20 protein-coding genes are annotated in these 24,311 nt (G+C 40.9%); 12 read left to right on the top strand and 8 right to left on the bottom strand.

The window, feature by feature from the left end; genetic code table 11:
- The first annotated feature begins 357 nt into the window (after positions 1 to 357).
- The gene (locus tag K6969_RS06650) at positions 358 to 1,638 is read left to right on the top strand and encodes an O-acetylhomoserine aminocarboxypropyltransferase/cysteine synthase family protein (protein WP_171942501.1); all 1,281 of its coding nucleotides are present in this window, start codon (positions 358 to 360) and stop codon (positions 1,636 to 1,638) included.
- Positions 1,639 to 1,715: 77 nt separating this feature from the next.
- Here the strand turns inward: K6969_RS06650 and K6969_RS06645 are convergent, their stop codons facing one another.
- Entirely contained in the window at positions 1,716 to 3,248 is a 1,533-nt protein-coding gene (locus K6969_RS06645) for an ATP-binding cassette domain-containing protein (RefSeq protein WP_171942502.1), read from the bottom strand.
- A gap of 299 nt (positions 3,249 to 3,547) precedes the next feature.
- Here K6969_RS06645 and K6969_RS06640 point away from each other — a divergent pair, with 299 nt between their 5' ends.
- Positions 3,548 to 4,039, top strand: a complete 492-nt coding sequence (locus K6969_RS06640) for a GNAT family N-acetyltransferase (protein ID WP_171942503.1) — start codon at positions 3,548 to 3,550, stop codon at positions 4,037 to 4,039.
- Positions 4,036 to 4,530 carry an adenylate kinase gene (locus tag K6969_RS06635; RefSeq protein ID WP_171942504.1) on the top strand — a complete coding sequence of 165 codons (495 nt, stop codon included), beginning with the start codon at positions 4,036 to 4,038 and terminating at the stop codon, positions 4,528 to 4,530. The genes K6969_RS06640 and K6969_RS06635 overlap by 4 nt, the downstream gene beginning before the upstream one ends.
- Positions 4,531 to 4,558: 28 nt before the next feature.
- On the opposite strand, the gene K6969_RS06630 is transcribed toward K6969_RS06635, so the two are convergent.
- Both K6969_RS06630 and K6969_RS06625 read right to left on the bottom strand, forming a co-directional pair.
- The gene (locus K6969_RS06630) at positions 4,559 to 5,299 is read right to left on the bottom strand and encodes an amino acid ABC transporter ATP-binding protein (protein WP_029943341.1); all 741 of its coding nucleotides are present in this window, start codon (positions 5,297 to 5,299) and stop codon (positions 4,559 to 4,561) included.
- On the bottom strand, positions 5,299 to 7,497 hold the full coding sequence (locus tag K6969_RS06625) for an ABC transporter substrate-binding protein/permease (RefSeq protein ID WP_029173654.1): 2,199 nt from the start codon (positions 7,495 to 7,497) through the stop codon (positions 5,299 to 5,301). Before K6969_RS06625 ends, K6969_RS06630 begins: the two co-directional genes overlap by 1 nt.
- Before the next feature lie 197 nt (positions 7,498 to 7,694).
- Here K6969_RS06625 and uvrB point away from each other — a divergent pair, with 197 nt between their 5' ends.
- From uvrB to K6969_RS06590, 7 genes are all read left to right on the top strand, one after another.
- Entirely contained in the window at positions 7,695 to 9,680 is a 1,986-nt protein-coding gene (gene uvrB / locus K6969_RS06620; protein WP_029173655.1) for an excinuclease ABC subunit UvrB, read from the top strand.
- 380 nt (positions 9,681 to 10,060) lie between these two features.
- Positions 10,061 to 11,263, top strand: coding sequence for an IS110 family transposase (locus K6969_RS06615; protein WP_321537504.1), 1,203 nt, complete (start codon positions 10,061 to 10,063; stop codon positions 11,261 to 11,263).
- Between the two features lie 517 nt (positions 11,264 to 11,780).
- Positions 11,781 to 12,203, top strand: a complete 423-nt coding sequence (locus K6969_RS06610; protein WP_029174395.1) for a YSIRK signal domain/LPXTG anchor domain surface protein — start codon at positions 11,781 to 11,783, stop codon at positions 12,201 to 12,203.
- Between the two features lie 107 nt (positions 12,204 to 12,310).
- Positions 12,311 to 12,814: a GNAT family N-acetyltransferase gene (locus tag K6969_RS06605; RefSeq protein ID WP_029174396.1), complete on the top strand. Its 504-nt coding sequence runs from the start codon at positions 12,311 to 12,313 to the stop codon at positions 12,812 to 12,814.
- Positions 12,807 to 13,274, top strand: a complete 468-nt coding sequence (locus K6969_RS06600; protein ID WP_029174397.1) for an 8-oxo-dGTP diphosphatase — start codon at positions 12,807 to 12,809, stop codon at positions 13,272 to 13,274. The genes K6969_RS06605 and K6969_RS06600 overlap by 8 nt, the downstream gene beginning before the upstream one ends.
- A gap of 200 nt (positions 13,275 to 13,474) precedes the next feature.
- Positions 13,475 to 14,284: a transporter substrate-binding domain-containing protein gene (locus tag K6969_RS06595; RefSeq protein WP_079270353.1), complete on the top strand. Its 810-nt coding sequence runs from the start codon at positions 13,475 to 13,477 to the stop codon at positions 14,282 to 14,284.
- A gap of 171 nt (positions 14,285 to 14,455) precedes the next feature.
- Complete coding sequence (locus K6969_RS06590) at positions 14,456 to 15,256, top strand: transporter substrate-binding domain-containing protein (RefSeq protein WP_029174399.1); 801 nt, start codon at positions 14,456 to 14,458, stop codon at positions 15,254 to 15,256.
- Positions 15,257 to 15,529: 273 nt separating this feature from the next.
- On the opposite strand, the gene glgB is transcribed toward K6969_RS06590, so the two are convergent.
- From glgB to K6969_RS06565, 5 genes are all read right to left on the bottom strand, one after another.
- Positions 15,530 to 17,368 (bottom strand): 1,4-alpha-glucan branching protein GlgB, encoded by a 1,839-nt coding sequence (glgB, locus tag K6969_RS06585; RefSeq protein WP_002935159.1) that lies wholly within the window; start codon positions 17,366 to 17,368, stop codon positions 15,530 to 15,532.
- A 72-nt stretch (positions 17,369 to 17,440) separates the two neighbouring features.
- Positions 17,441 to 18,886: a glycogen synthase GlgA gene (gene glgA / locus K6969_RS06580; protein WP_002939565.1), complete on the bottom strand. Its 1,446-nt coding sequence runs from the start codon at positions 18,884 to 18,886 to the stop codon at positions 17,441 to 17,443.
- Positions 18,887 to 18,894: 8 nt separating this feature from the next.
- Complete coding sequence (gene glgD / locus K6969_RS06575) at positions 18,895 to 20,010, bottom strand: glucose-1-phosphate adenylyltransferase subunit GlgD (protein WP_002935157.1); 1,116 nt, start codon at positions 20,008 to 20,010, stop codon at positions 18,895 to 18,897.
- A gap of 12 nt (positions 20,011 to 20,022) precedes the next feature.
- Positions 20,023 to 21,150, bottom strand: a complete 1,128-nt coding sequence (locus K6969_RS06570; protein WP_002935156.1) for a glucose-1-phosphate adenylyltransferase — start codon at positions 21,148 to 21,150, stop codon at positions 20,023 to 20,025.
- A gap of 160 nt (positions 21,151 to 21,310) precedes the next feature.
- The gene (locus K6969_RS06565) at positions 21,311 to 22,222 is read right to left on the bottom strand and encodes a LysR family transcriptional regulator (RefSeq protein ID WP_029173213.1); all 912 of its coding nucleotides are present in this window, start codon (positions 22,220 to 22,222) and stop codon (positions 21,311 to 21,313) included.
- 214 nt (positions 22,223 to 22,436) lie between these two features.
- Between K6969_RS06565 and K6969_RS06560 the strand changes: the two genes are divergently transcribed.
- Complete coding sequence (locus tag K6969_RS06560) at positions 22,437 to 23,210, top strand: dihydroorotate dehydrogenase electron transfer subunit (RefSeq protein WP_029173214.1); 774 nt, start codon at positions 22,437 to 22,439, stop codon at positions 23,208 to 23,210.
- A 9-nt stretch (positions 23,211 to 23,219) separates the two neighbouring features.
- On the top strand, positions 23,220 to 24,161 hold the full coding sequence (locus K6969_RS06555; RefSeq protein WP_029173215.1) for a dihydroorotate dehydrogenase: 942 nt from the start codon (positions 23,220 to 23,222) through the stop codon (positions 24,159 to 24,161).
- Positions 24,162 to 24,311: the final 150 nt, after the last annotated feature.

Below are 24,311 nucleotides of genomic sequence, written 5' to 3'. Positions count from 1 at the left end.
TTGATGAATCGATTTCGTTGACTACGAAATGATGACCGTAAAACGACAAAGAAATGGGATTTGTCAGCTTCGTAAAGAAGGGAAAAGCTTGCACCATTTTTCCTCCAGTAGCTTGTCCATTAATTGCATGTCGAGAAGAAAAGTCACGATTTTTGAAGTATATTTCTCCGCTTTTACTGACTGACATTTTAGTCATTTAAGTGCTTGTTTAGTATTCATGTAATATAGAAAAATTTTTCTTATAGGATAACTGATTAGTGGCTATAGTTGTTAACTATACATATCTCTAATGTTTAAGTATTAGTCAAGATGGTAAAAATGAGGTAGAATACAGAAAAAGACCAAAGGAGTACCTTTATGACTAGAGAATTTTCATTTGAAACCCTTCAACTCCATGCTGGACAAGAAGTTGATTCTGCTTCAAAATCACGCGCAGTACCGATTTATCAAACCACTTCCTATGTATTTGAAGATGCTCAAGAAGCAGAAGATTTATTCGCTTTACGTAAACCGGGGAATATCTATACTCGTATCACGAATCCGACTGTCTCTACTTTTGAAAATCGTGTAGCAGCCTTAGAAGGTGGGATTGGTGCCTTGGCCACTTCTTCAGGAATGGCAGCCATCACATACACTATTCTAGCATTAGCGCATGCTGGTGATCACATTGTGGCGGCAACGACACTCTATGGTGGGACTTTTAACCTATTCAAAGAAACCCTTCCTCGCTATGGTATTACAACAAGCTTTGTAGATATTGATGATTTTGAAGCGGTAGAAGCTGCGATTAAAGATAATACAAAACTGGTATTTATTGAAACCTTGGGAAATCCTGTTATCAATATTCCTAATCTTGAAAAATTAGCAGAAATTGCACACAACCACCACATCCCGCTTGTTTCAGATAATACCTTCGCAACTCCATATTTGATTAATGTATTTTCTCATGGTGTTGATATTGCCGTCCATTCAGCAACCAAGTTTATCGGTGGGCATGGTACGACCATTGGCGGTGTGATTGTCGATAGCGGCAAGTTTGATTGGGCGGCATCTGGTAAGTTTCCGCAATTTGTTGAAGAAGATCCAAGCTATCATAACATTAGTTATACTCGTGATATTGGTGCAGCTGCATTTATTGTAGCAGTTCGTGTACAATTACTTCGCGATACAGGTGCCGCCCTTTCTCCATTCAACGCCTTCTTGCTTTTGCAAGGGTTAGAAACCTTGTCTCTCCGTGTAGAGCGTCATGTATCTAATGCTGAAAAAATTGTTGACTTTTTACTTAGTCATCCTCAGGTAGAGTCGGTCAATTATCCATCACTTCCAGATAGTCCTTATAAGGCTTTGGCGGATAAGTACCTGCCTAAAGGTGTTGGATCTATTTTCTCTTTCCAAGTAAAAGGCGGAGCGGAAGAGGCGCGTAAGGTTATTGATAGTTTGGAAATCTTTTCTAATCTAGCAAACGTTGCCGATGCTAAATCACTAGTAGTTCATCCAGCTACAACTACGCACGCTCAGTTAGCTCCGGAAGATTTACTTGCTGCTGGTGTCACACCAAATCAAATCCGCCTATCTGTTGGTCTTGAAAATATCAATGATTTGCTAGAAGATTTGCAACTTGCTCTTGATAAATTATAGGTTGTGAACCGAATAGCATGGCTTCATTCTTTATGAAAAAATAAAAGGAAATTTGGCGTGTGTGCCATTTTTCTTTTTTATATCTGTTCTAGTTCTTCCAGTCCATTTTCAGTTAGTCGATAGATTCTTTGACAAACTTCTTTCAAAAAGCGTCTGTCGTGTGATACGCATACCAAACCACCTGGATAATCGGAAAATAATTGACGAATATATGGCTGAGAAGTGGGAGAGAAGTTTCGACTGGGTTCATCTAATAAGAGAAAATTGGCTTGTTCAAGAACCATTTTTAACAAGAGTAACTTGGCTTTTTGTCCCCCCGAAAGTTCACTGATCTTGTGATGAACTTCTTGTCGCGTAAACTGCAGACTGGCTAGATGGGTCAAGATAAGTTGTTCCTGCTCACGATTGCCATTTTCTAATAAAAAATCAAGTGGAGTGTTAGGCTCATCAAGGACTTCTGTATAGTGCTGGGGCATGTAGCCCAAGTTTATATCTGCTCGTTGCCTGAGTTTCTGATAGATGATCTTTAGAAAGCTGGATTTACCAATTCCATTTTGTCCAATGATGCCAATTTTCTCTTGTCCATTTAAGTTGAAGTGGATGTTTTGAACGAGTAGTCGTTCGTCAACCTTTAATTGGAAGTTTTCTAAGTGAAGCACTTGTTTTCTAGCTGGTAGTGGTGAAATGTCTGAGAAGAAGAGGGAAATGGCATCTTCATGAAAAGGAACTTGTGTAAGATTTTCCTTCATTCTTTCATAGCGTTTTTCACGTGATAAGACATTCTTCATTTTCTTGGCTATGAGCCGTCCTAGTGTGGCATCATGGGTGTTGAGCAAGGTATGACGAACCTGTGATTTTTGACGTAGGTGCTTGTTCATGGCTTTGTCAAATTCTTTTTTGTCGTTCCGAGCTTGCTGGACCTGCTTCTGATAAGCTTGATGGCGTCCCAATGCGTAATCCTGGTAATCTAGTTCTTCAACCTTAGTCTGTGCAAGTGTTTTCTTTTTAACAGATTCTAGGTGAATGATTTTTGTAGCTGTTCTGCTAAGAAAGTCTTCATCGTGGGAAACAAATAGAATGGTTTTAGGACTAGTAATGATGTAGTTTTCAAGCCAAAGTAAGGTATCTAAATCCAAGTCATTGGACGGCTCATCCAGAAAAATAATATCAGATGGAGTTGCTAGAGATTTGATTAACTGAATTTTTAATTTTTCGCCACCTGACAGGCTTCCAATCAATTGTTGACTGGCAAATCGTTCGCTGTTAAACTGGAGCTGCTCAGCATAGAGGTAGAGTAGGCGGTAATCAATGTCACTGTCCATATCTCCGAAGAAGTAGTCGTTCAAGGTTAGCTCTGCCATTTCCAATGGAAGACCTTGGGGAATGTAGACTGGCGAGTGAAAATATCGGTGAATGCTGCCTGATATGAGTAGGTAGTCGGCGACAAGAGTTGAATCCATCAAGGTGAGTAATAGACTGGATTTTCCATTTCCTTCTTCGCCGATGATAGCTATTTTATCGCTAGGGTTGACAATGAGGTTTAGGTCATGAACCAGATTTCTCAAATCTTTTTGATGGTCGAGGGTTAGGTGTTGAGTGGCTAGTAGCATAAGGCCTCCTTTACAAGAAAAAACACACTACCTATTTAGTAGTGTGTCGAAATCTGCTCAAAAAGACCCTATTCAAGGAATAGAGGAAACAGAAAAATGGACGCAAGAAAACTACTAAATAAGTATAGAACTTAGATTGAGTTTACTTGTTATTGTCCATTTCTCCTTACCTCGCATGCTTTATTTATTTCAGTATAGCATTTTGATAAAATCTTGTCAATTAACGTGCTATAACATTTATTGATATTGATAGAGATGTATGTTAAAATGAACGTATTGTAAATGAGAGAGGATCCGAAATGGCAATCACTGGAATTAAGCAAGCAGATATTTTAGAAATAGACAAACAAGTCCGTTTACGTCGGTATGATGGTCAGCATGATTTTGCTTTTGAATGGCACCAAGATTTGGAATTGGTCTGGCTTGTTGATGGCGATAAAGAACGTTATAGTCTTGACTTGCTCAATCGTATGTATGATTATTTGTCTAAAAATGGCGAATGTTACTTTATTGAAATTTTTGAAGACGATCAGTTTATCCCAATTGGTGATGTGACGCTGTTTGCAGATGATTTTGCCATTGCCATTGGAGATAAGCGGTATTGGAAAAAGGGAATCGGGACTAAGGTATTACAGCGAATGATCGAGCGTGCAAGGGAAGTGGGTCTTGAGGAAATACTTGTCGAAGAAATTTATGACTGGAATACGGGCTCCCGTAAACTATTTGAGAAATGTGGCTTTGAAGCTGTTGAAAAGACTGAGAAAGGTTGGTCCTATAGGTTAACAGTATGAAGAAAGTAATGATTATTGGTTGCCCTGGTGCTGGAAAATCGACCTTTTCACTGAAATTGAAAGAAATTACAGGATTGCCCCTCTATCATTTGGATCAGTTAAACTGGTTACCGGACAAGACAACAGTTGCTAGAGAAGTTTTTCAAGCTCGTCAAGAGGAAGTATTAAGGCAAGAAGAGTGGATTATTGATGGTAATTATAGGGGGACTTATAAACTTCGAATGGCGGCTTGTGATACGATACTATTTTTAGATTACCCAGAAGCAGTGTGCGTGGAAGGTCTATACAGTCGTGTTGGCAAACCGAGAGTGGATATACCGTGGGTTTCGATGACTGTCGATGAAGAATTATTAGAGTTTGTAAAGAATTTTCGAACGCAGGTCCGCCCCAATATTTTCAATCTGCTATCCATATATAAGGACAAGAATATTTTTATATTTACCTACAGAAAAGAGGCAAATGATTATTTGAAGCAACTCAAAAAGCCTTGACTCTTTGGGTCAAAGGCTTTTTGCATATCTACACGTTCAATACCTTATCTAGGAAGTCTTGTAAACGTGGGTGTTGTGGGTTATCAAAGATTTGCTCAGGAGTGCCATCTTCAAGGAATTGACCACCATCTGTAAAGATAACACGGTTAGCAACCTTGCGGGCGAAGCCCATCTCGTGTGTGACGATCAACATGGTCATACCTTGTTCTGCCAAGTCTTTCATAACGTTGAGTACATCGCCAACCATTTCAGGGTCAAGGGCAGAAGTTGGTTCGTCAAAGAGCATGATGTCTGGATTCATTGCCAGCGCACGAGCGATAGCAACACGTTGCTTTTGACCACCTGAAAGGCTGTCTGGCATAGCGTCGCGTTTGTCTGCCAATCCAACTTTTTCCAATAATTCCATGCCGACTTTTTCAGCTTCAGACTTGTCCATCAATTTGTGTTCGATTGGCGCAAATGTGATATTGTCAAGTACAGACATATGTGGGAAGAGATTGAAGTGTTGGAATACCATGCCGACATTGGCACGGAAGGCATCGACGTCTGTCTTAGGGTCTGTCAAATCATATCCATCGACTGTTACTTGACCACTTGTAATGGTTTCAAGTAAGTTCATTGTACGAAGGAAGGTCGATTTACCTGAACCAGAAGGACCGATGATACAAACAACATCGCCTTCATAGAACTTAGCAGTAATACCTTTGAGGACCTCGTTTTTACCGTAAGACTTGTGTAAGTCATGGACGTTGATTTTTAATTGAGCCATTATTTGCCTCCTTTTTCGAGTTTGCGTGCTAAGCGAGTCAAGAGTGTGATAACTACCAAGTAAATGATAGCAAGAATCGCATACATACGGAAGGATTGGTAGTTACGTGCAATAATGATTTTACCTGCTTGGAAGAGTTCGACCAAACCAATCGCAGAAATGATAGTAGTATCTTTCAGAGTAATAACAAACTGGTTAATAAAGTTAGGCAACATAATTTTACCAGCTTGAGGTAGGATAATCTTACGCATGGTTGTTCCGTAGGAAATACCCAAACTGCGAGACGCCTCCATCTGACCAGCTGGAACTGCCTGAATACCGCCACGAACAATCTCAGCAATATAGGCACCGGAGTTGAGGGATAGGGCGATCGTACCAGCGACAAAGTCATTGATTGGAGATTGTTGACCAGTAATCGACTCGATTAAGTTTGGAATACCCCAGAAGATGAATGCAGCGACAATCATGAGAGGAATACCACGAACAACATCTACAAAAACAGATGAAGTAACACGGAGTGCTTTAACTGGGCTGACAGCAAACATACCGAAGATAATACCGATGACAATTGCAATAGCAAATGATAGAAGAGCAAGTCCGATTGTGATACCAAGACCTGAGAGCAACTGACCGTAGTTGTTTTTCAAAAGACCAACAATCGTTGTCTCATCAACAGTTGAAGTCGATGTGCTTGCTTCTTCAGTTGAGTTGAAATACTTATTAAGGATTTCATCATACTTACCTGATTCAACTAGGGCAGCTAAGCCGTTGTTAAACATTTCAATTAATTCAGGGTTGGCACCTTTTTTGACGGCAAAACCGTACTCACCTGATTTTTCGCCAGGAATTGGTGTTGCAAAGTTGCGACCTTGTTGGATGGCATATAGAAGAACGGCTTCGTCATCCATAAGAGCATCAATAGAACCAGAGTTTAAACTGTCATACATACTTGAAGCTTCGTCGAAGGCTTTTAGGGTGTAACCATATTTTGACTTGTTTTCTTCTAAGAAACTATATGAAGCAGTACCATTTTTAGCCCCAACAGTTTTCCCTTTTAAGTCTTCGTAAGAAGCGATGTCACTACCATTTTTAACAGCTAATAGGATGTTTGAAGTATAGTAGGCGTTTGAGAAGTCAAATATTTCCTTACGAGCATCTGTGATAGACATACCGGCAATAACTGCATCAGCTTGTCCAGCTTGAACAGCATTTAGTGCAGCATCGAAACCAGGGTTTTGAATGGTAATAGTAAATCCTTGTTGTTCAGCGATTGCCTTGATTAATTCCATGTCAATCCCGACATAGTTACCTGATTCATCTTGGTATTCAAATGGAGCAAAAGAAGAATCTGCCACAATTGTGTAGCTTGATTTGACAGGTGTTGCTTTAGTTGATGCGTTTCCTGTTAAGCTTAAGCGAGATGAGTAATCTGTACTTTCGGCAGAAGTGGTAGAAGCTCCTAACCATTTGTTCATGATTGTTTCGTAGGTGCCATCTTTCTTCATCTCAGCTAAAGCCTTGTTAAAGTCTTCAACAAGATATTCATATTGGCTACCTTTTTTTACAGAGAAACCAAATGAACCGATTGCTTCGCCTTCGATGTCAATGCTTAGGTCTTGACCTTGTTGGATGGCGTATTGAATAACCGCTTCGTCGTCCATTACAGCATCAACAGCACCAGCAGAAAGGCTATTATACATCAAATCGCCAGTATCAAAAGTTTTTACGTTGTATCCGTACTTGTCTTTGTTTTCTTCTAGGAAGTTTTGGGCTGCGGTACCGTTTTTGACACCGACAGTCTTACCTTTAAGGTCCTTATATGAAGAGATGGTATTTGCCTTTGTGGTAGCGATAACGATTTTGGTGTCGAAATAAGGGTCTGAGAAAGTAAATACTTTCTTACGCGCTTCGGTGATAGTTGTACCTGCCATTAGGGCGTCCGCAGATCCAGCCTGTACAGCGTTGACAGCTGCATCAAATCCTGGGAAGCTTTGATTCATGGTCCAACCTGAGCGCTTGGCTACTTCGTTGATGATGTCAACATCTAATCCTTTATAAATTTGATCTGAGTCTTTAAACTCGAATGGGGCGTAAGCATTGTCAAATACGATATCAATAGTATCGTCAGCTTTAACGCCAGTAAAAATAAAGAATACTGGCAGAATGCTTGCCAATAATATGAGTAATTTTTTCTTCATTTCCATACTCCTTCTATTATAAAATAACTGTCCTAGTATATCATATTCTGAAAATTAATGCAAAATAGAGGTTTTTATAATGTTAGAATTTCTGACATACAAAGTCATTAAAATGTGAGAAAATTTAATATTTTGGACATAGTTGTGAATGGTTTAGAATGTTTCTCCATTAGTCGAACTTATGATAAAATAGAAGTATGATTAATCGAAATACTGAAAACCAATTTAAACTTGTGTCAAAATATGCACCGTCTGGTGACCAGCCCCAAGCCATTGAAACCTTGGTTGATAATATCGAGGGGGGCGAAAAAGCCCAGATTCTCATGGGGGCGACTGGTACTGGTAAGACCTACACCATGAGTCAGGTCATTGCCCGTGTCAATAAGCCCACTCTGGTTATCGCCCACAACAAGACCTTGGCTGGTCAGCTTTATAGTGAGTTCAAAGAGTTCTTCCCAGAAAATGCGGTAGAATACTTCGTGTCCTACTACGATTACTACCAGCCCGAAGCCTATGTCCCGTCCAGCGATACCTATATTGAGAAGGATAGCTCGGTCAATGATGAGATTGACAAACTCCGTCACTCAGCAACCTCAGCCCTGCTGGAGCGAAACGATGTTATTGTTGTAGCTTCGGTTTCTTGTATCTATGGTTTGGGTTCGCCCAAGGAATATTCTGACAGCGTGGTCAGTCTGCGACCAGGTCAGGAGATTTCCCGTGATCAGTTGCTCAATTCTCTGGTAGATATCCAGTTTGAGCGCAACGACATTGACTTCCAACGGGGACGGTTCCGTGTGCGTGGGGATGTAGTAGAAGTCTTTCCAGCCTCCCGTGACGAACACGCCTTCCGTGTGGAGTTTTTCGGGGATGAAATCGACCGCATTCGTGAGATTGAAAGCCTGACTGGTAAGGTTTTGGGCGATGTGGATCACTTGGCCATTTTCCCTGCCACCCACTTCGTGACCAACGATGACCACATGGAAACGGCTATTGCCAAGATTCAGGCGGAACTGGAAGAGCAGCTCAAGGTCTTTGAGGCAGAAGGAAAACTCTTAGAAGCTCAGCGATTGAAACAACGAACCGACTACGACATCGAGATGCTTCGGGAAATGGGTTACACCAACGGAGTTGAGAACTATTCACGACACATGGACGGGCGAAGCGAGGGCGAGCCTCCGTACACACTGCTGGACTTTTTCCCTGAAGACTACCTGATTATGATTGACGAGAGCCACATGACCATGGGGCAGATTAAGGGTATGTACAATGGTGACCGCTCACGCAAGGAGATGTTGGTCAACTATGGTTTCCGCCTCCCGAGTGCACTGGATAATCGTCCGCTGCGCAGGGAAGAATTTGAGAGCCATGTCCACCAGATTGTCTATGTATCTGCGACGCCGGGTGACTATGAAATGGAGCAGACAGAGACCGTTGTCGAGCAGATTATTCGGCCGACAGGGCTTTTGGATCCAGAGGTGGAAGTCCGTCCAACCATGGGCCAAATGGACGACCTTTTAGGTGAAATCAATGCCCGTGTTGAAAAAGGCGAGCGGACCTTTATTACCACCCTGACCAAGAAAATGGCAGAGGACTTGACCGACTATCTTAAAGAAATGGGTGTCAAGGTCAAGTATATGCATTCGGACATCAAGACCTTGGAGCGGACGGAGATTATCCGTGATTTGCGTTTGGGTGTCTTTGATGTCTTGATAGGGATTAACCTCTTGCGTGAAGGGATTGACGTGCCAGAAGTTAGTCTGGTGGCTATTCTAGATGCTGACAAGGAAGGCTTCCTCCGTAATGAACGGGGGCTCATACAGACTATTGGTCGGGCAGCTCGTAACTCTGAAGGTCATGTGATTATGTATGCGGACAAGGTCACCGAGTCCATGCGCAAGGCTATGGACGAAACAGCCCGCCGCCGTCAAATCCAGATGGCTTATAATGAGGAGCATGGAATTATTCCACAGACCATTAAGAAAGAGATCCGTGACCTGATAAGCGTGACTAAGGCTGTCACTCAGGACAAGAAAGAAGTGGTGGACTTCAATGCTCTTAATAAAGATGAACGTAAGGCTATAATCAAGAAACTGGAAGGTCAAATGCAGGAAGCAGCAGAAGTGCTTGACTTTGAACTGGCAGCCCAGATTCGTGATATGGTCATTGAGTTGAAGAATATGTAGTAAGAGTTACTAGGTTCAGTGATTTAAGTAGAATGAAATTACAAGAGGCGGCAGGTAGAAATTGACCTGCCACCTTTTATAATACTTAAAATTTTTACTTGTGGACTTGGGAGTGGGAAAGAACTCGACTGGTCAAAAACATACTAAGATTAGTAGTGAGGAAATCTCCGACGAGAGAGAGTAGTCACTACTTTTTCTTTCTGATAAAGTAGAGGTGTCTTGTTAAGTCGAGAACTCTTTTGACGCTAGACGTCGCATCAAAAACTGGCAAGGCACCTGTTTTAGAAAGAATGTTATCAAAGTATGTGGGACGCCAGACGTCGAGTATTGAAAATGACATCACTAAAACAAGGAATCATTCAAGACAAAGAGGTAATATCATGCGTGCAGTTTTTGGGATTGATGTGAGTAAGGCAAGTTCAGAAGTGGCCATTCTAGTCAATGGTGAGAAAGTTCATGGCTATACCATGTCCAATGACGCCTTAGGCTTTGCTCGGCTACTTGGCGATTTGAAAACCGTCCATAAGCCAGAAATCATCTTTGAAGCAACAGATGTCTATTCTCGTCGTCTCCAAGCTTTTCTGGATGAACATGGCTACGCTTATACACGGCTTAATCCCTTAGAAGCTAAGAAGCAACTGGATAGCTTGCGTGTGCGGAAAACAGATCAAATTGACGCCGAAAAACTGGCTCAATCTCAATTTGTGCTGAATCGTAAACCCACTTATGTCCAAGAAGAAGTCTATCAAGAACTGCGAGATTTAAGTCGCTTCTATCAGAACTTAACTGAGGACATCGTTCGAGCTAAAAACCGTCTGCACAAGGTCTTGCAAGTCACGTTTCCAGAGATAGAGACTGTCTTATCAAAGCCAACTGGGGAACAATACTGGAACTTAGTTACTGCGTTTCCTTGCAAGGACTTCGTGCTTGATTTAAGCAAGGACGAACTCTCAGAGAGCATCCGTCAGTCCACCTCAAAACGTATTTCGGACAAGCGTGTGGCGTATTTAGCTGAGAAGCTGATAGCACTAGCTAATCAATCTTATTGTGCCGTCAAGAAAACCTCTCCAATGCTGGAAGAGGTTCGTTACTATGGAAAAGAATTGCTTCGGCTTTCTGAACAGAGACAAACTGTCCTAGACCAAATGGTGGAACTAGCTCAGCCATTACCTGAATATGACATTCTGCTCTCTATTCCTGGAATAGCTGAGACTACTGCAACAAGTATTATTGGTGAACTGGGAGATATTCGCCGTTTTCAGTCTGCCAACCAAATCAATGCCTTTATCGGTATTGACCTCAGACACTATGAATCGGGTAACTTTTTAGCTAAGGAACACATTACCAAGCGTGGCAATCCCTACGCTAGAAAGATTCTGTTCAAATGTATTCACAATATCGCTTCAGCCAGTCACACCAATCCTTGCCATATCGCCGACTTTTATGAGAAACGAAAAAGACAATCGCAAACGACTTCTACAAAGCCACACACGATTGCCTCCATACATCGTCTCATTCGGACAATGTATTACCTCATAACGCATAACAAACTTTACGATTATCGTTCTACCCAAAATCAGTAAGATTGTTTATGCTATATTATTGTAACACCTTATGTTGACTATTGAACTCAAAATATTTTTCATCAAATACCTTGATAGGCTTGACAAATGGTAGAAAAAGAGTTCGCCAACAATTTTTCGTTTTAAGTTGTTGAGCTGAAACAGTCTATTCCTAGACTGCTTCACTCCCACCCCCGCATAGTTCCAACTGTCTGGGGGACAGTTGGAAGTTGGAAATAGAGCGAACAAAGTTCGCTACAAAACTGTCTGGGAGACAGTTTGAGGTTGGAGATAAGGCGAACTCTGTTCGCATCAGTCGTAGAGGTCAGATTTGGAGTGTGAAACACGAATTGCTGAGATTTGCTTCGCAAATCTTATCTCCAACCTTTAACAGTCCACTGGACTGTTAAACCCAATCAACCACTGCGCTGAGATGTTGATACGAACTCTGAGAAGTGGCTTTGGACTTTTTGCCCAGCCTCGTCCCTATAAAAGGTTATAATGGTTTCTATACTATTTAGGGAATAGGGAAGTTTTTATGAAAAATATTTTTGGTGAAAAACGACAGCGGTTCGGTTTTCGGAAACTGTCAATTGGACTTGTCTCGGCAGCTGTAGCAAGTTTGTTTTTTGCGTCATCGGTTGCAGCATCACCGTCAGCTAGTGCTCAGTCTATCAATTATTCCTATGTGACAGAGCAAGAATTGACAGATGCAGAAAAGGAGTTGATTATTCGTGACTTGCCTGGTTTAGCTCAGGAAACGGATGCAAATTATTACCTGATCTATCGTCCAGCTACTGGCACAGCATCTACTCCATCGATAAGTACGTCTCAAGTTTTGCCAAATACTGGCTCTGTAGAAACCAGACTATTGGTGGCGGGTGGGGTGTCTCTCTTGTTATTGGCTGTTAGATTTGGTAAAAAAGGTAAGAAGGAGTTGACGGCAATGTCATTAAGTTAACTAACCCACTACAAAACGTGATAGGTTAGTTAACTTAATGACATTGGGTCTTGTGCCAACTTGTTTTTTTAATGTATACTAGAGGAAAAAATTCGGAGGTACATTAGATGATGATTAAACCATTGGAAACGAAAAGTGAAATGCTAGGCAAGGCCTATGTTCATTGGAAATCATGGCAGGAGGCCTATGCTGACTTGTTACCTCAGGAATTTTTAAAGAATACTTACACCTTAGAACGCTGTCAAGACTGGGCAGTTCGGTATCCTCAGAATATCTTGATAGCTGTGATGGATGATAAGGTGGTTGGCTTTGCCTGTTACGGCTCGTCTAGTCAGGAGGATTTGCAAGGGGCAGGGGAGCTCTACGCCCTCTATGTCTTGGCGGACTATTATAATCAGAAGATAGGTTACCAGCTCATGCAGGCAGCTTTGGAAAAATTGCAGAGCTACGAAACCGTTACTCTCTGGGTATTGGAGGGGAATGCGCGTGCCGTTGCCTTCTATGAAAAAGTGGGCTTCCGATTTGATGGCGTCAAAAAAACGGTCAATTTAGGTGCAGAACGTACAGAATATAGAATGATTTTTAAACAGAAAGAGAGAGAAAATGGCTAGAAAAGAAATGGTCACTTTGACCAACATGTGTCTAATCGAAGATAAGGAAGGGAAGGTCGTTGTACAGATTCGAGATCCCAAGCGTTATCGTTGGTCTGGTGTTGCCTTTCCAGGTGGACATATTGAAGAAGGCGAGAATTTCCATGATTCAGTTGTTAGAGAAGTGCAAGAAGAAACAGGTTTAACAGTCACTGATGCTCGCTTGGTTGGTCTTAAACATTGGCCGGATAAGGAAGGGCATCGTTACATTGTATTTCTCTATAAGGCAACAGAGTTTACAGGAACTATCCGATCAACTGAAGAAGGCGAGGTGCGTTGGGTCGAGAAGTCGGACCTGCCTCAGATGGATTTGGCCTATGACTTGCTTGAAATCTTAAAAGTTATGGATGGGCCAGATTTGTCCGAGTTCTTTTATACTAGAAAAAATGACGATGGAGAGTGGGATAAGAATTTTAGGTAGAAGCTAGAAATAGCTTCTTTTTTATGTTGTTTGAATAAAAATACAACAAATAAGCTGACAAATGTATAAAAATGACGTAAAATGTTTTTATATTTCAAAAAAGGAGAAAAAATATGCATTTTACTACAATGGAAGTCCGATGTTTTATATAAAAAAACGGTATAAGTATGCACAGGATTATTTTAAAGGAGAATATGATGATGAAAAAATATATTATGACGGGATTGGTTTTGTTGGCAACGATGACCCTAAGTGCTTGTAGTGGAAATGCTACTCAAGAAGATACTTCTTTGAAGGATGTTCAGGAAAAGGGAAAACTAATTGTTGCATTGAATCCAGAATTTCCACCATTTGAGTTTAGAACACTGGTTGATGGCAAAGATACAATCGTTGGAGCTGACGTTGAGCTTGCAAAAGCCATTGGTCAAGAATTGGGTGTAGAAGTCGAATTTTCAGCGATGAGTTTTGATAATGTTTTGAACAATGTCCAGTCAGGGCAATCGGATATTGCCATTTCAGGAATTTCAGCCACTGAAGAGCGTGCAAAAGTGTATGATTTTTCCATTCCTTACTACACCTCAACCAATAAAGTTATTATAAATAAAGAGGATCTTGCACAATATACATCGCTTGATTCTCTAGCTGAGGCAAATATAGGAGCACAAAAAGGTTCTATTCAAGAACAAATTGCTAAAGAACAGCTTCCGTCTTCCACGGTTATTGCTCTAGCTTCGAACGGAGAGCTGATTAATCAATTAAAATCACAGAAGCTAGAAGCAGTTATTTTTGAAGAGCCGATTGCGAAAGCCTATGTTGCCAAAAATGATGACTTGGTTATTTTAGATACTGAGATAAAAAGTAGCTATTCAGATGCCTATGCTATTGCCTTACCAAAAGGAAGTACAGCTTTAAAGGAAAAAGTTGACTCTGTCATTACAAAACTAGTGGAATCTGGACAGATGGATCAATTTGTTCAAGAAGCCTATGAATTATCCATTTCCAATAATTAAATTTTATACGATTAAATTGAATAAAAATAATATTTTCTTGACAAATGTATAAAAATGAATTAAAATGAGAATACATTCTGAAAAACTGCAAGAAAATACAATGAAAATCAATAAGCTTCTGTTTTTTAGAATAAGTATTTTATTAAAATAAAGAGAAGGTATTTAGGAAATATGAAAAAAATCTTGGCATTAGCAGCAACAGTTTTAGCAGGACTGACATTGGTAGCTTGTTCTTCGACATCATCACAATCTGCATTAGATAAAATTAAAGAAAAAGGAACATTGGTAGTGGCAACTAGTCCAGACTATGCTCCATTCGAGTTTCAGGCACTAGTTGATGGAAAGAATGAAGTTGTTGGTGCAGATATTATGTTGGCTCAAAAAATAGCCGACGAACTTGGGGTCAAGCTTGAAGTTTCAGCAATGAGTTTTGACAATGTATTGTCTAGCGTTCAAAATGGCAAAGCTGATATTGCAATTGCTGGTCTATCTTATTCGGAAGAGCGTGCAAAAGTTTTTGATTTCTCTGAAAGTTACTATCAAATTTCTGATGTATTACTTATCAAAAAAGATAGCGCTAATTCACTCACTTCAATTGATGCTATGAGGGGGAAAACTCTCGCGGTACAAAAGGGTTCAACACAAGAATCCTACGCACAAGAAAACATTAGTCAAGCTAACCTGATTTCTTTAACCTTGATGGGTGAAGCCGTAAATGAGCTCAAATCAGGAAAAGTTGATGCTATTTTAATGGATTCTCCAGTTGCTGCTGGTTATGTTTCACAGAATTCAGATTTAGCCGTTGCATCCGTTGAATTTCCAACGATTGATGAGAATTCGAAAGTCATTGCTTTGCCAAAAGGTAGTACAGAACTAAAAACTGCGATAGACAAGGTTATCGCAGAAGTAAAAGCAAGTGGTGAGTTTGATACTTTCCTTGAGAAAGCTGCAACATATACAAGTGTTGAATAAGAGAAACGAGAGGCTGGGCAAAAAGTCCAAAGCCACTTCTCAGAGTTCGTGTCAACATCTCAGCGCAGTGGTTGATTGGCAGATTTGTTCGTGTTTCACACTCCAAATCTGACCTAATCAACTGTGCGGGGGTGGGAAGACGAACTCTTTTTTGACTAGTTGAGTTCTTTCCCACTCCCTTTTGCATGAAAAAAAGAATGGAGTAAGTGAGCTACACCCAAAAAGTTAGACAGAAAATTTGGGTCGGATCAATACTCCATTTTTTATAGATAATTATTTCACACGCTCTAGATAAAAACTGGTCAAACGTGGTACAGTAATTCTAGCTCCATTTTCATCGGGATAGAGGCTAAATGTGTCCATTGGAATAGCATTAGATGAGAAGACAAGTTTATATTCGCTGTCAGCTGGCAAATCCAAGTGTACATCAAATAGTTCTTGATCATTAAAGTTATGAATAGTCAAGATTTCTTGCTCATCACTAGTGCGAGAAAAAGCATACAGGCTTGCTTCTTCATCTATTTTTACCCAATTAAATCCTTTTTCATAGGCTTGGTAGTCATATTTCCAGAAAGCATCATGTTCTTTATAGAAAGTAGATAATGTTTTCATCATTTGATAGAAAGAATGGTGGATTGGAAATTGTAGCAGTCCCCAGTCCATTTCTGTATATTCGTGCCATTCACGGATATGACCCCATTCATTTCCCATGAAGAGTAATTTCTTTCCAGGATGGGCGAAGTAAAAGCTGTAGTAGACTCGAGCCAGATGGAACTTATCTTCGTAGTCGCCATTCATCTTCTCGATAATGGAGTGCTTCCCATGAACAACTTCGTCGTGCGAAAGTGGTAGTAAGAATTGCTCGTTTTGGTTATAGTACATACCAAAAGTGATTTCATTTGAGTGATATTTTCGATAAATAGCAGGGCGTTCCACGAATTTTAGTGTATCATTCATCCAGCCCAGATCCCATTTCATATCAAATCCAATACCGCCATTTTCTAGAGAATGTGTGACTTTAGGGAAGCTTGAAGAGTCTTCAGCAATCATCAGGACTCCCTTATAGTCGGTATGGACCATGGCATTGACACGTTTGATAAAGTCAATTGCGGCATGATTTATCTTATCCTCATCTGTTTCACCACGCCAATAGAGGAGATAAGATAGTGCATCAACACGGATGCCATCAAAATGGAAATATTCCAACCAGTATTTTAAATTGGAAAGAAGGAAAGAACGAGTCAGCCCTTTTCCAAGGTCAAAATTAGCAGTCCCCCACTGGTGGTTTTCACGGTCTTGTTCGTAGGAGTATTCGTATAGCCAACTGCCATCAAACTGGTAGAGCCCATGAGCATCTTTACAGAAATGAAGTGGTACCCAGTCAAGAATCACTCCGATTCCTGCTTGGTGACATTGGTCAACTAAATACTTAAGTTCATCTGGCTTGCCATAGCGACTAGTTGGACTGTAGTAGCCTGTTACCTGATAGCCCCAAGACGCATCGAGAGGATGCTCGGTAATTGGCAATAATTCAATATGTGTGTAGTTATTTTCCCTGATATGTTCGATGAGAAGTGGAGTAATTTCCTTATAACTATTGAAAGCTTCTACAGGAGCTCCTCCTTCATTTTTATTAGCAAATTTTTGCTTCCACGAACCTAAGTGCACCTCGTAGATGGATACTGGCTGTTCTTTAAAATCATAGTTAACACGATTATACATCCAGATGTCATCTTTGAATTTATAACGCGAATTGTAGGTTGTAGAGGCAGTGTCTGGACGAACTTGGCTGAAAAATGCATAAGGGTCAGCCTTATATATTTCACGCCCATCGTGTGTGATAATCAGGTATTTATAATCTTCAAGGGATTTTAATCCATCTACATAAAGTTGAAACACTCCATCAATTTCACGCTCCATAGAGTGACTGCGTTGCCACTCGTTAAAGTTGCCAACTAAGAATACTTCTCTGGCATTTGGGGCATAGACACGAAATTGGGTTCCGATAATTTTGTTTCGTTCTTTTATAATGTGAGCACCCATTTTTTCGTAAAGAGTGGTATGCTCACCAGCATTCATATAATATAAATCTAGGTCAGTAAATTCTGTCATAGCAATCTCCGTTGCCGAAAAGGAGTGGACTAGGGTCACACTCCGATTCAGTTTATTTTTTCATCTTATTTCCTAACCACTAATTTCCCGGTATAGCCAGATGTATTTCTCTGCTGAAGCTGTCCAACTAAAATCACGCTTCATAGCTTGTTCAACCATGGCATACCAGTCATCGGGACGGTCATAGTAGGTTTGAAGGGCTAAATCATAGACTTGTCGCATATTGTAAGCGTCACGCCCTCCAAAGCTAAAACCAGTTCCTTCTTTGGTAGACATATTGTATGGTGCTACAGTATCAACCAAGCCACCTGTTTCACGCACTAGAGGGAGTGTTCCGTAGTGCATTGAAATCAACTGGCTAATGCCGCATGGTTCAAACATAGAAGGCATGAGGAAGAGATCACTTGCTGCATAAATTTGATGGGCAAGTGGTTCATTGTAACCACGGTAGAATGCAAATTTATCAGGATAAGCATGTTTAAAGTGATTAAAGGCATTTTCAATGTCTTCCTCACCATTGCCTAAGATAACAAATTGGACATGGGCTTGAAGAAGATGGCCAAGTACCTCGGTCAAGAGGTAGAACCCTTTTTGCCATGTCAAACGAGAGACGATACCTATCAATAGGACATTCTCATCTTGTGGAAGGGCAAATTGTGCTTGCAGGGCCAGTTTATTAGCCTTTTTACTTTCAATCGTTTCAAGACTATAATTTCTCACAAGGTACTGATCTGTTTGACTATCCCAACTGTCATAGTCGATACCATTGACAATACCAACCAAGTCATATTTGCGCAACTCTAGTACATGCTGCATGTTTTCGCCGAATTCTTCCGTTAGGATTTCGCGAGCATAAGTTTCAGAAACTGTAGTAACCTTGTCAGCGTATAGGATACCAAGCTTCATGAAGCTGATACATTCATCATGAAAACGTGCAATACCATCCAAATAGTAGCTATAGTCCATGCCAAGCGCTGACCAAAGTGCTTGTTTGTGGAAAATTCCCTGAAAAGCCAAGTTATGAATAGTGAATACATGCTTGATATTGCGGAATTCTTCGCGGTAGCTATAGAAAGTACGGCAAAGGAATGGAAGGGCAGCAGTGTGCCAGTCATGTGTGTGCATGACATCCGGGAAGAAATGAAGTGCTTCTAACAGACGACATGTAGCATGTTGGAAATAGCCAAAACGCATGGCATCATCGTCATATCCATATAGTTCATCGCGTTCAAAGAAATCGCGGTGCTCAATAAAATAGAATGTTACTCCATCAACAACCTGACTGTAAACATTTGCCATAGATTGGATGTCGCCAGCCCGCACATCAAAACTTGATACGTAATCGAAATCAGCATGGTTATTGATAGCAATTTTCTTATAGAGAGGAAGTACCACTCGGACGTCCAACCCCTGTTTTACCAATTCTTTAGGTAAGGAACCGATTACATCGGCCAAACCACCAGTCTTGATGAATGGAAGTCCTTCAGATGCTACAAAGAGAACAGATTTTTTTGTCATGTTAACTCCTAAATGATTTGGTGTGGTTTCAAGTATGAAGGCGAAGTTTCGCTTCCCTTGATGTCAATTGGGTGAATAATTTTAGTTGCTTTATCGATAATTGCATTTTCAATATTCGCCCCACTCTTGATTGTCACGCCATTGAGAATGATTGAGTTTTTGATAACAACACCTTCTTCAATGATAACATCGCGGTCAATGACTGAATTTTCGACTTGACCATTGATGTTCGCTCCATTTGAAATTAGGCTACGTTTGACCTCTGCCAATGGACCATACAAACATGGTGAGCTATCACTTGTTTGGGTATGGATTGGCCAATCATGTTTGAAGAGGAGTTTGCGGGTATCTTGGTCAATCAATTCAATTTGAGTATTGAAGTAAGAAGCTGTCGTATTGATACATGCGACATAATCACGATGTGCATAGCCCATAATCTTGTACTGGTCAACTGTATCACGTAAAATATCTTTTAACCAGTAGAGAGATGACACTTTGTTAGCACGTTTAATCAAGTCGATAAATGTAGTCCGTTTCATAATGTAGGCTTCAAGGGAAACGGGACGGTTTTTATATTTACCGTGGTTTTCCTCAAAAGCTACGACACGACGGTCTTCACCAAATTTGAGAGTTTGGCAGCCGATGAAATTTTCTTTAGCATCTGAAACGTTTTTATAAAGAACGGTAATATCAGCATCCGTTGCAATATGGTCATCCATGACTTTTGAAAAATCCTGGCTATAGATGAAGTAAGATGGAGCAACTAGCACATAATCTTTTGTAGACTTTTCGATGTAGTGGATGTTTTCTGTGAAGGCATTAATATCGTGACGATAGACACTATTTGGGTCTGTTGCGCTATTGAGCAAGCGAAGGGTACCGCGTTTGCTGTTGATGTTATAGTGTTTCCCTGTACCAACGTGCTGAATTGTTGAACGCATTTCGGCAGGCATGTATACTTGGAATTCTGTAATTCCAGAGTTTGACATATTGGATAGAGCAAAGTCAATTAGGCGATAACGACCTAAGAAACCGAAAGCTTGTACGCCACGGTGCTTCATCACGTCACCAAAATGTACGTTGTTTCCTTCAATATTTACAATTCCGAGAGTATTTCTTAGCATAGCAGTCCTTTCTTACTTGGTCACATTCTTGTCAATCAAGAGGATATGGTCGATGTCTCCTGTGAGTTTAACTCCGTCGGCAATTTTAATATTTTCAGCGACGATGACGTAGTCAAGTTCAACACCTTCGCCGATAATAGCACCAGGCAGGACGACAGAATTTTTTACTACGGCATTTTGGTTGACCTGTACATCTGTTGAAATAACAGAATGTTCTACTGTACCATCAATAACTGCCCCTTTATCAATATAGGCAGATTTAACAGTTGCAGTCGCACCAATCACCTGAGCAGGTGAGCCCTTGTCTTCTGAGTAAATTCTCCATGAGCGGTCAGAAAGGTCCAAATCTCCCGCGTGATCAATCAAGTCCATATTGGATTCCCAGAGGCTGTTAACGGTACCTACGTCTTTCCAATAACCACGGAATGGATGGGCAATGAGAGTGCGGCCATCTTCTAAGTATTTCGGAATGATGTCGTGCCCAAAATCGTGAGATGAAGTGTCCAATTTGTCATCTTCTTGAAGGTACTTTTTCAAGGTCTTCCAAGTGAAGATATAGATACCCATTGATGCTAAATTGCTCTTAGGATTTTCTGGTTTTTCTTCAAATTCTTCAATACGGTAATCTTCGTCCGTATTCATGATACCAAAACGTGAAGCTTCTTTGATCGGAACTTCGATAACCGCAATCGTGGCATCTGCTTTTTTCTGAATATGTGTATCAAGGAGTTTGTCGTAGTTCATCTTATAGATGTGGTCACCAGACAAAATCAATACGTACTCAGGATCGTGAAGATCAATGAAATCAATGTTCTGTGTAATAGCGTCGGCTGTACCTTTGTAAAGTCCGAAACCTTCGATTTTTTCACTCGGTGGTAATACAAAGACACCAGATCCTTGTACATCAAGCCCCCAACGTTGAGACTGTGCAACGTATGAGTTCAAGAGAACAGGCTCATACTGAGTCAAAACTCCGACAATATCAATACCTGAGTTGGCACAGTTACTGAGAGGAAAGTCAATAATGCGGTACTTTCCGCCAAATGCGACCGCTGGTTTGGCGACTTTTTTTGTCAACCCTTCTAGACGTGTTCCACGTCCACCAGCAAGAATCATAGCTAACATTTTATTTTGAGCCATCTAACCACTCCTTAATATATATGATATGTCTATTATAGCATAAATTATAAAAAAATGAAAGCGTTTCCTACACAGAAATTGAAATATTTCAAACTTCTTTTCAACGGCTTTCATAAATATATTATAACATATTATTTTGTTTGTCTATATAAATTTGTATTTATTTTTTGTCGAATTTTACCTCTTCAAGTAGGTAATCGATGAATTTTTCTCCCATGTCGGACAGCAATGCCTTTTCGTGTTGGATATAGACCAATTCGATTTCATCATCAAATTCCAGAGGAATTGATACAATATTATCTCCATTAAGATTTGAATTGAGGATACCTGTTGCGATTGTATAGCCATCCAGACCGATTAAGAGATTGAAGAGTGTGGCACGGTCAGATACGACAATCGATTTTTTATGGTGTTCCTGGGCTAGAATTTCTTCAGCAAAGTAGAAGGAGTTGTGAATACCTTGCTCGTAGCTGAGATAGGGGAAATCTACCAAATCATCGAGAGTGATTGACTTTCTTTGTGCCAAAGGATTGGTTTTGCTGACAAATACATGTGGTTTGGCAGTGAAGAGAGTTGTATAGGATAGTCGATTGTCATCCAAAAGTTTCAGCAGAACATCACGGTTGAAATGGTTGAGGAAAAGCACTCCGATTTCTGAGCGGAAATTCTTAACGTCATCAATGATTTCCCAGGTCCGTGTTTCACGTAGGAAGAGTTCATAGTCTTCCATCTCAGTTTCTTTCAAAAGTGAGACAAAGGCGTTGACGACAAAGGCATAGTGTTGGGAAGATACGCTGAAGAGTTGGCGTTTTGCATTAGGATTTTTATAGCGGTCTTCCAATAGTTCGGTCTGTTCAACAATTTGACGAGCGTAGGAAAGAAACTCCATGCCATCCTTTGTCAGGGTAATGCCCTTAGAATTACGGAAAAAGATTTTAATTTTCATTTCTTTTTCCAGGTCTCGTACAGCGTTGGAAAGGCTGGGTTGGGTAATGAAGAGTTGTTTGGCAGCCTCATTCATACTACCTGTTTCTGCAATTTTGATAATATAGTATAATTGTTGGATTCTCATACCTCTATTGTATCATGATTTGACAAATTATTCTAAAAAATGTATAATGCTAAAAATATATCCTTTAACTGAGTCCAGAGAGGCGAAGAAGGGAACGTGATAAATAGGGCAAATACTGCCTTCTTTTCGTGTAACCTTGCTAGCCAGCAAGGTTTTTTTCTCTATATCGACTTTCTTGTTTTCTGTGTCATTGTTATATAGAATAGGAGAAAAGATGACTTTAAAAGAACAGATGTTACTGGTTGACCAAGTCCAACTTGCTCCACGTATATTTGCTATGATCTTGCAGGGTGATATGGTCCAAGATATGAAAATGGGTCAGTTTATCCATATTCGTGTCCCAGATGATTCCATGCTCTTGCGGAGACCAATATCTATTTCCGAGATTGATCGGAATAAGTCTCAATGTCGGATTATTTACCGAGTGGAAGGTCAGGGGACGGAAGTCTTTTCGAAAATGACTGTTGGGCAGTATTTGGATGTTATGGGACCGCTTGGGAAAGGGTTTGAAGTGGCTTTTCTCAAACCAGGTGACCATATTCTCATTATTGGCGGAGGAATCGGTGTTCCTCCCTTGGTAGAAGTGGCGAAACAGGCGGCGAACCGTGGCGCCAAAGTCACGTCAGTCATTGGCTTTGCCACCAAAGAGGCCGTCATTTTGGAAGAGGAACTAGCCAAGTATGGTCAAGTTTATGTCACAACGGATGATGGTTCCTATGGGCGTAAGGGGAATGTCGCAACGGTCGTTGAAGAGCTGACAGACGAGTTTGTAGCCATTTACTCATGTGGGGCGCCAGCTATGATGAATTACGTTGACCAACGTTTTCAGGACCATCCCCATGCCTACATTTCACTGGAGGCTAGGATGGCTTGCGGGATGGGGGCGTGCTATGCCTGTGTTGTCAAACCCAAAGAGGGACAAGAACACGAGAACAAGCGTGTCTGCAAGGAAGGTCCAGTCTTTGCGACTGGTAGTCTAATTTTGTAGGAGGTTGAAATGACAAAACGATTAGCCATTTCCTTGCCAGGCTTGGACTTGAAAAATCCCATCATTCCAGCCTCTGGCTGCTTCGGTTTTGGTCAGGAGTATGCGGATTATTATGACCTAAACCAGTTGGGCTCCATTATGATTAAGGCGACTACCCGTCATCCTCGTTATGGCAATGCGACTCCCCGTGTAGCAGAGACACCAGCAGGTATGCTCAATGCCATTGGACTTCAAAATCCGGGTGTTGATGTAGTCTTATCCGAAAAACTCCCATGGCTTGAGCAACATTTTCCAGACTTGCCTATCATTGCCAATGTGGCTGGTTTTTCCAATGAAGAATATGCCTATGTGTCAGGGAAAATTTCAAAGGCTCCGAACGTAAAAGCTATCGAGCTGAACATTTCCTGTCCCAATGTGGACCATGGCAACAATGGTTTGCTAATTGGTCAGGTGCCAGAATTAGCCTATCAAGCAGTAAAAGCAGCAGTCGAAGCCTCATCTGTACCTGTTTACGTTAAGTTGACACCAAGTGTGGCAGACATAACCCTGTTGGCCAAGGCTGCTGAGGATGCTGGAGCGACTGGCTTGACGATGATAAATACTTTGGTTGGTATGCGATTCAATCTTAAAAACCGCCAGCCAATCTTGGCAAATGGTACAGGAGGAATGTCAGGCCCAGCAGTTTTTCCGATTGCTCTCAAACTCATTCGTCAGGTTGCTCAGATGACTGATTTACCAATTATTGGTATGGGTGGTGTGGATACGGCGGACAAGGCTATAGAGATGATGGTTGCAGGAGCTTCAGCCATCGGGGTTGGAACGGCCAACTTTACAGACCCATTTGCTTGTCCAAAGATTATTCAAGACTTGCCAAAACGCATGGAAGTTTATGGTATTGATAGTTTGGAAGGTTTACGCCGAGAAATTAGACATAGCTTGGGTAAGCGTTGACAAAGGTAAAATAAAAGAGTAATATAAAGAAAATATCTCCTTTAATTAAGTCCAGAGAGGCTAGGAAGGTGTCATGTAATATGCTTGAAAGGTGATTTTCAAGCTGAATTCGTGCACATCCCTGACCGATTTGGCAGGGATTTTTGTGTA

Source organism: Streptococcus suis (assembly GCF_019856455.1).
GTDB lineage: Bacteria > Bacillota > Bacilli > Lactobacillales > Streptococcaceae > Streptococcus > Streptococcus suis_AE.
The sequence above is the reverse complement of the archived record's forward strand: the minus strand, read 5'-3'. Positions and strand labels throughout refer to the sequence as shown.

Coding starts and splice junctions, on each gene's coding strand:
- K6969_RS06605 (WP_029174396.1), top strand. CDS start 12,311: ATGATGATTAAACCATTGGAAACGAAAAGTGAAATGCTAGGCAAGGCC.
- K6969_RS06650 (WP_171942501.1), top strand. CDS start 358: ATGACTAGAGAATTTTCATTTGAAACCCTTCAACTCCATGCTGGACAA.
- K6969_RS06635 (WP_171942504.1), top strand. CDS start 4,036: ATGAAGAAAGTAATGATTATTGGTTGCCCTGGTGCTGGAAAATCGACC.
- K6969_RS06625 (WP_029173654.1), bottom strand. CDS start 7,497: ATGAAGAAAAAATTACTCATATTATTGGCAAGCATTCTGCCAGTATTC.
- K6969_RS06610 (WP_029174395.1), top strand. CDS start 11,781: ATGAAAAATATTTTTGGTGAAAAACGACAGCGGTTCGGTTTTCGGAAA.
- K6969_RS06560 (WP_029173214.1), top strand. CDS start 22,437: ATGACTTTAAAAGAACAGATGTTACTGGTTGACCAAGTCCAACTTGCT.
- K6969_RS06645 (WP_171942502.1), bottom strand. CDS start 3,248: ATGCTACTAGCCACTCAACACCTAACCCTCGACCATCAAAAAGATTTG.
- glgD (WP_002935157.1), bottom strand. CDS start 20,010: ATGCTAAGAAATACTCTCGGAATTGTAAATATTGAAGGAAACAACGTA.
- glgB (WP_002935159.1), bottom strand. CDS start 17,368: ATGACAGAATTTACTGACCTAGATTTATATTATATGAATGCTGGTGAG.
- K6969_RS06555 (WP_029173215.1), top strand. CDS start 23,220: ATGACAAAACGATTAGCCATTTCCTTGCCAGGCTTGGACTTGAAAAAT.
- K6969_RS06590 (WP_029174399.1), top strand. CDS start 14,456: ATGAAAAAAATCTTGGCATTAGCAGCAACAGTTTTAGCAGGACTGACA.
- K6969_RS06595 (WP_079270353.1), top strand. CDS start 13,475: ATGAAAAAATATATTATGACGGGATTGGTTTTGTTGGCAACGATGACC.
- uvrB (WP_029173655.1), top strand. CDS start 7,695: ATGATTAATCGAAATACTGAAAACCAATTTAAACTTGTGTCAAAATAT.
- glgA (WP_002939565.1), bottom strand. CDS start 18,886: ATGACAAAAAAATCTGTTCTCTTTGTAGCATCTGAAGGACTTCCATTC.
- K6969_RS06565 (WP_029173213.1), bottom strand. CDS start 22,222: ATGAGAATCCAACAATTATACTATATTATCAAAATTGCAGAAACAGGT.
- K6969_RS06570 (WP_002935156.1), bottom strand. CDS start 21,150: ATGGCTCAAAATAAAATGTTAGCTATGATTCTTGCTGGTGGACGTGGA.
- K6969_RS06640 (WP_171942503.1), top strand. CDS start 3,548: ATGGCAATCACTGGAATTAAGCAAGCAGATATTTTAGAAATAGACAAA.
- K6969_RS06600 (WP_029174397.1), top strand. CDS start 12,807: ATGGCTAGAAAAGAAATGGTCACTTTGACCAACATGTGTCTAATCGAA.
- K6969_RS06615 (WP_321537504.1), top strand. CDS start 10,061: ATGCGTGCAGTTTTTGGGATTGATGTGAGTAAGGCAAGTTCAGAAGTG.
- K6969_RS06630 (WP_029943341.1), bottom strand. CDS start 5,299: ATGGCTCAATTAAAAATCAACGTCCATGACTTACACAAGTCTTACGGT.